The organism is Brevundimonas sp., from assembly GCF_027487935.1.
Classification (GTDB): domain Bacteria; phylum Pseudomonadota; class Alphaproteobacteria; order Caulobacterales; family Caulobacteraceae; genus Brevundimonas.
The window spans coordinates 21,043-27,042 of the sequence record NZ_JAIYCP010000006.1 but is presented as its reverse complement, the minus strand read 5'-3'; the positions used below and the strand labels follow the sequence as shown (position 1 = coordinate 27,042).

General features: G+C 65.5%; 6 protein-coding genes and 1 riboswitch. Of the genes, 4 read left to right on the top strand and 2 right to left on the bottom strand.

Going from position 1 to position 6,000, the window contains the following annotated elements:
* Positions 1-182: 182 nt before the first annotated feature.
* Positions 183-1,043: a lipid A-modifier LpxR family protein gene (locus tag Q0053_RS02940; RefSeq protein ID WP_298095785.1), complete on the bottom strand. Its 861-nt coding sequence runs from the start codon at positions 1,041-1,043 to the stop codon at positions 183-185.
* 140 nt (positions 1,044-1,183) lie between these two features.
* Entirely contained in the window at positions 1,184-3,007 is a 1,824-nt protein-coding gene (locus tag Q0053_RS02935; protein ID WP_298095791.1) for a ribonucleoside-diphosphate reductase subunit alpha, read from the bottom strand.
* A gap of 327 nt (positions 3,008-3,334) precedes the next feature.
* Here Q0053_RS02935 and Q0053_RS02930 point away from each other — a divergent pair, with 327 nt between their 5' ends.
* The 4 genes from Q0053_RS02930 (at position 3,335) to Q0053_RS02915 (ending at position 5,993) form a co-directional block, all read left to right on the top strand.
* Complete coding sequence (locus Q0053_RS02930; protein WP_298095782.1) at positions 3,335-3,520, top strand: hypothetical protein; 186 nt, start codon at positions 3,335-3,337, stop codon at positions 3,518-3,520.
* Positions 3,500-3,609, top strand: a riboswitch (yybP-ykoY riboswitch). Its footprint overlaps the gene before it by 21 nt.
* A gap of 131 nt (positions 3,610-3,740) precedes the next feature.
* Positions 3,741-4,304 (top strand): TMEM165/GDT1 family protein, encoded by a 564-nt coding sequence (locus Q0053_RS02925; RefSeq protein ID WP_298095778.1) that lies wholly within the window; start codon positions 3,741-3,743, stop codon positions 4,302-4,304.
* 33 nt (positions 4,305-4,337) lie between these two features.
* Positions 4,338-4,700 carry a VanZ family protein gene (locus Q0053_RS02920; RefSeq protein ID WP_298095774.1) on the top strand — a complete coding sequence of 121 codons (363 nt, stop codon included), beginning with the start codon at positions 4,338-4,340 and terminating at the stop codon, positions 4,698-4,700.
* A 249-nt stretch (positions 4,701-4,949) separates the two neighbouring features.
* Complete coding sequence (locus Q0053_RS02915; RefSeq protein WP_298095771.1) at positions 4,950-5,993, top strand: ribonucleotide-diphosphate reductase subunit beta; 1,044 nt, start codon at positions 4,950-4,952, stop codon at positions 5,991-5,993.
* Positions 5,994-6,000 lie beyond the last annotated feature (7 nt).

Here is a 6,000-nt window from a genome sequence, read left to right as displayed (position 1 = left end):
TGCCGGGAAGGATCGACACACGCGGCAACCGCACGGTCCCGTCGTGTCCGTTGTGACCGCGTTGTGCTCGCCGTGATGAACCTTTCGGCCCGCTCCAACTGAGCCGACGAACGGTCTAGGTGCGCGATTCAATGGGGTGGGATGACGGGCACCCGGGCTGATCCCTGATCTCAGGCCCGGCCCTATTCGGGCTTGATCGACAGCTGGAAGGCGATGACCCCTTCGGTGACATCGGTATCGACCCCTTCGCCGACCCGCATACCCTCTGGCCCGAGCTCACGATAAATCAGGCCGAAGGAGCTCTGCACCGGTCCCTGGCGTATGGCCACGCCGAGTGAGGCATCGCCCATGAAGGCGCCGGTGTCATGGCTGATTCCGGAACGGGCGAAGTCGCCGTCACGGGTGCGGGCCCAGTTGTAGCCCACCGCCCGGCCGGACCCTGCCGCATAGAGATACCAGCGGGGTCGCTGGCCAAACGTCGCTTCGCCGGCGGGCATCAGCTGATCCAGATCCGGTCCGATACGCAGGGTCGCCCCGGCCTCGGTGCTGCTGCCCCGCGAGCCGACGCCGACCCCGAGATGGGGTGACAGGGTGACGTCGAGTCCGGACGCCGTCCTGGCCAGGGTGCCTGTCCAGCCGCGGGTGAAGGTCAGGTCATAGTGTTCGGCGTTATGGGCGGCGGGATCGAGCGGCCCGGGTGGCAGGGGCGAGCCGTCAACCCGGCGCACCGGGCCCTCGGTCCGCAGCCGCAGGCGGTCGTCGTAATCCCCGTTCTCGAACCAGACGTCCCGGTTCGCCGCCGCCCATGGCGAGCCTCTTTCGCGCAGGGGCGGTATGTACCCATGCCGTGCCTCATCGGCGATGAAGCTCGCATCACGGTCGATCCGGATCGAAAGGTCCGACGACGCCGAGGGGGATTCGCGCGTCACGATCCACGGATTGGACAGGGCCGTCTGGATTGAGGCCGGCGACGCCGTCGCCGACGCCGGGGCCGACAGGGCCACAGTCGCCAAGCCAAACATCGATACGGCCGTCACAGCCACCAACGGTTTTCCCGATCCGATAACAGTTCGCGACTCTGCACGATGTGCATCGTCTCGCCAACAGGCTTTTGCCCTGCTGGATGAACGTCGGGAGGCCGTCAGGGTTCCGTAAGCCCGGCAGGGCCGAAGCCCCTCACGCCCTACTGGCAGGCGAGGCACTCATCATAGTCGGTGCGGGCCGCGCTGAAGAGGTCCGGCTGGTTCGGATCGACCTCGTCCTCGACCTTGTCATCTGCGCCTGCGAAGGCGGCGCGCTGAACCGACTTCGAGCGCAGATAGTAGAGCGACTTCACGCCCTTCTCCCAGGCCGACCAGTGCAGCATGTGCAGGTCCCATTTGTTGACGTCGCCCGGGATGAACAGATTGATCGACTGGGCCTGGCAGACGTCCGCCGCACGGTCGGCGGACAGTTCGACGATCCAGCGCTGATCCAGTTCGAAAGCGGTCTTGTAGATCGACTTCTCGTCGTCGCTCAGGGCGTCCAGATGCTGGACCGAGCCTTCGTGCTCGAGGATGGAGCTCCACACCGCCTCGGTGTCGATGCCCTTCTCGCCCAGCAGGCGTTCCAGATAGGGGTTCTTGACGGCGAACGAGCCCGACAGGGTCTTGTGCGTATAGATGTTGGCCGGGATCGGCTCGATGCCGGCCGAGGTGCCGCCGCAGATGATCGAGATCGAGGCCGTCGGGGCGATGGCCAGCTTGTGGCTGAACCGCTCCATCACGCCGCGCTCGGCCGCGTCCTCGCAAGCCCCTTTTTCTTCGGCCAGCAGGCGGCTGGCCTTGTCGGCCTCGCGACGCAGATGTTTGAACAGCCGCATGTTCCACGACTTGGCCATGGCCGATTCAAAGGCCACACCCTGCGCCTGCAGGAAGGAGTGGAAGCCCATCAGGCCCAGACCCACCGAACGCTCGCGCTTGGCCGAATAGACGGCGGCCGCCATGGCGGGCGGGGCGCGGCGGATGAAGTCTTCCAGAACATTGTCGAGGAAGCGCATCACGTCCTCGATGAAGCGGGGCTCCTCACGCCACTCCAGGAAGCTCTCGGCATTGACCGAGGACAGGCAGCAGACGGCGGTGCGGTCGACGCCCAGGTGGTCGCGGCCGGTGTGAAGGGTGATCTCGCTGCACAGGTTGGATTGTTTCACCGACAGGCCCAGATCGCGCTGATGCTGCGGCATCTGGCGGTTCACCGTATCGGAGAAGATCAGATAGGGCTCGCCGGTCTGCAGGCGGATTTCCAGGATCTTCTGCCACAGGGCGCGGGCGTCGACGGTCTTCACCACCGCCTGGTTCTTGGGCGAGAGCAGGTCGAACGTCCGGCCGTCCCGCACCGCTTCCATGAAGGCGTCCGAGATGTTGATGCCGTGGTGCAGGTTCAGGGATTTGCGGTTGAAGTCGCCCGAGGGTTTGCGGATCTCGAGGAACTCCTCGATCTCCGGATGGTGGACGTCCAGATAGACGGCGGCCGAGCCGCGGCGCAGCGAACCCTGGCTGATCGCCAGGGTCAGGGAGTCCATCACGCGGATGAAGGGGATGATGCCCGAGGTCTGGCCTGCGCCCTTGACCTTCTCGCCGATCGACCGGACGCCGCCCCAGTAGGTGCCGATGCCGCCGCCGTTGGAGGCGAGGGCCACATTCTCGTTCCAGACCGACTGGATGCCGTCGAGGCTGTCAGCCACGGCGTTCAGGAAGCAGCTGATCGGCAGGCCACGGTCGGCCCCGCCGTTCGACAGCACCGGCGTCGAGGGCATGAACCAGAGCTTGGACATGTAATCATAGACGCGCTGGGCATGGTCGTGGTCGTCGGCATAGGCCGTGGCGACGCGGGCGAACATGTCCTGATAGCTCTCGCCGGGCAGCAGATAGCGGTCTTCCAGCGTCTTCTTGCCGAATTCGGTCAGCAGGTCGTCGCGGGACCGGTCAAGCTGGAGCGAACGCACCACGGAAAGCTGGGGGCGCGGCATCGCATCACCGTCTGCAACCGGCTGGAATTCCACTGTCTTCAACGCTTCGCCGCCGGCCATAATGCTGTCGCCCCTGAACTGGATCGTTGCGAGAACTCCGCGCCCCGACCACATCATCTAGTGGCCCGAACGTTTCTCGCGTCCAGATATGGGGCGCAGATGGCTAACCAACCGTCAACGGGGTTGACGATCACTTTCTGCCCGAATCGCTCTCATGGCGGGGGATGAGCCTGTGGACAGGCTGCAACGACGGCGTAACGGGCTTGAGTCCATCGTGATCACGAACGCGTGATCGGAGCGTCACACAAGCGGGACTGTCAGGGACCGGTGACCGCTTCCGAAATCACCGCCCTTGCCACCCTTTTCGTCCCGGCCGCGCATTGGGCCATGGCCCCGGGGCTGGTGGCCCATGCGGTGCAACGCAGGCAGGCTGTGATCCATCGCGGACCGGACCATGCGCTCTTGCCGGACGATCCCGTCACCGCTAAAGACCCGCCCGTCATCGGGGAGTAGCCGCCCGCACCGATCAGCGGGGTTCGCGTCAACACACTTCCTCTCGCCCGGAGAGGATGGCGCGGAACGTTTCCGGGGCCTCAGGCAGCGAGCGACAGTGTCGCGCGCGGTCAGGCCCCGCCAACACGGCAAGACCGCTGGCTTCGCAGGGTGCTTCCACGCGGGGGCCGGCTGCGGATGCCAATGGTCTGTCCGCCGAACCCCCGCGAACGATGATGTATTGGAAGCCTTCCTGATTTCGACCGGCCTCGTCTCCATTGCGGAGATCGGCGACAAGACCATGCTGCTGGCCATCATGCTGGCGGCGGCGTGGCGGCGGCCGCTGCCGATCCTTCTCGGCATCGTGGTCGCGACCCTGGCCAACCATGCGGTCGCGGCCCTGGCGGGGTCGATGCTGGCGCGGTTCATGGACGGCGACTGGGTGCGCTGGGTCGTCGGCCTGACCTTTCTCGGGTTTGCGATCTGGGCGCTGATCCCCGACCGGTTCGATCAGGCACCCGACCGGACCGCGAAGACCCCGGCCGGAATCTTCTGGGCCACCACCGTCGCCTTCTTCCTCATCGAGATGGGCGACAAGACCCAGGTCGCGACGGCCATGCTGGCCGCACAGTTCCAGAACCTGCCGCTTGTGGTCGCAGGCTCGACTCTCGGCATGATGCTGGTCAACGGCCCGGCCGTTCTGCTGGGCGAAACGGCGGCAAGACGGCTGCCGCTGGGCTGGATTCGCCTGGCCGCCGCTGCGGGTTTCGCAGCGACCGGGGTTTGGGTCCTGCTCGCGGGCTGATAGAAGCGGTCCGTCCGGAAAGCCCCCAAGCGTATGCGTACCCTACTCCGTATCCTCGGTGCCGTCGTGCTGCTGGTCCTGATGGCCCTGATGCTGTCGCCCGGCGGGACCATCGAGGCCGAGCGGCTGATCTGGGACAAGGCCGCCCATTTCATCGCCTTTGGCCTGATCCTCTGGAGCTTCGGCGTGCTCTTCCGGCGCATGCTGCGGGCATGGGCCGCGCTCCTGGCAGTCGGCCTAGGAGCGGCGGTCGAGGTGGTCCAGGGCTATATCGGGCGAGACGCGAACTGGGGTGATCTCCTCGCGGACACGCTCGGCGTGGCGACTGCGCTGCTGATCTGGGTGGTCTGGCGCCGGTTCCGGACGCGCGAAGCCTTCCAGGTCCCCGACGCCTGATACCCCTGGCCGGCGGCGCGCCCCGACCCGGTCCGCCGCCCCTCCGGTCCGCGCATGACCGTTCAGGTCGTCAGGCCGAGGGTGCGGGCTTGTCCCCAGCGGCATCCCCAGAGACCTGAGGCCATCCTACCACATGTAGCGGTTCTGGAAAAAGTGATCGCAATATAGCCGCAATTTGGCTTGGCGCCGGGGCCTTCCACCCGCATAGTGTTTCCTCAATCCCGGATACTCTTCAGAGCCCCGTACCCGATGAACGCGCACGTCTCGATCAAGCCGGCCACCCCCGGACTGCTGACCCCGTCGGCCGCCTACAAGCCGTTCCGCTATCCGTGGGCTTTCGATATGTGGAAGAAGCAGCAGCAGGTCCACTGGATGCCCGAAGAGGTGCCGCTGGGCGAGGACATGAAGGACTGGGCGGTCAATCTGACCCCGTCCGAGCGCAACCTGCTGACCCAGATCTTCCGCTTCTTCACCCAGGCCGACATCGAGGTCCAGGACAACTACATGGAAAAATACGGTCGGGTGTTCAAACCGACCGAGGTCAAGATGATGCTGGCGTCCTTCGCCAACATGGAGACCATCCACATCGCGGCCTACGCCCTGCTGCTCGAGACCATCGGCATGCCCGAAAGCGAGTTCGGGGCCTTCATGGAATACGAGGCCATGCGCGACAAGCATGACTTCATGGGCCGGTTCGGGGTCGAGACCAACGCCGACATCGCCCGCACCCTGGCCATGTTCGGCGGCTTCTCGGAGGGGCTTCAGCTGTTCGCCTCCTTCGCGATGCTGATGAATTTCCCGCGCCAGAACAAGATGAAGGGTATGGGCCAGATCGTCAGCTGGTCGGTGCGCGACGAAAGCCTGCACTGCGAAGGCATCATCAAGCTGTACCACGCCTTCAACAAGGAGACCGGGGCCGTCACGCCGGAGGTCGCCGCCGACATCGTCGACTGCTGCAAGACCGTGGTCGAGATGGAGGACCGCTTCATCGACCTCGCCTTCGAAATGGGCCCGGTCAACGGCATGACGCCGGACGACATCAAACAGTACATCCGCTTCATCGCCGACTGGCGCCTGCGCCAGCTGCACCTGCCGGAGGTCTATGGCGTCAAGGAAAACCCCCTGCCCTGGCTGCAGTCCCTCCTGTCGGGCGTGGAGCACGCCAACTTCTTCGAGGCCCGCGCCACCGAATACTCCAAGGCCGCCACCACCGGTTCCTGGCATGGGGCCGAGGGCGTCTGGGGCAGTTTCGACGCCATGATGAAGAAGCGGGCAGAGGGCGTGGAGGCCTGACCGGTCC

Excerpts from the sequence above, each read along its gene's own strand:
- Q0053_RS02935 (WP_298095791.1), bottom strand. The coding sequence starts at position 3,007 with ATGCCGCGCCCCCAGCTTTCCGTGGTGCGTTCGCTCCAGCTTGACCGG.
- Q0053_RS02920 (WP_298095774.1), top strand. The coding sequence starts at position 4,338 with ATGCGTACCCTACTCCGTATCCTCGGTGCCGTCGTGCTGCTGGTCCTG.
- Q0053_RS02915 (WP_298095771.1), top strand. The coding sequence starts at position 4,950 with ATGAACGCGCACGTCTCGATCAAGCCGGCCACCCCCGGACTGCTGACC.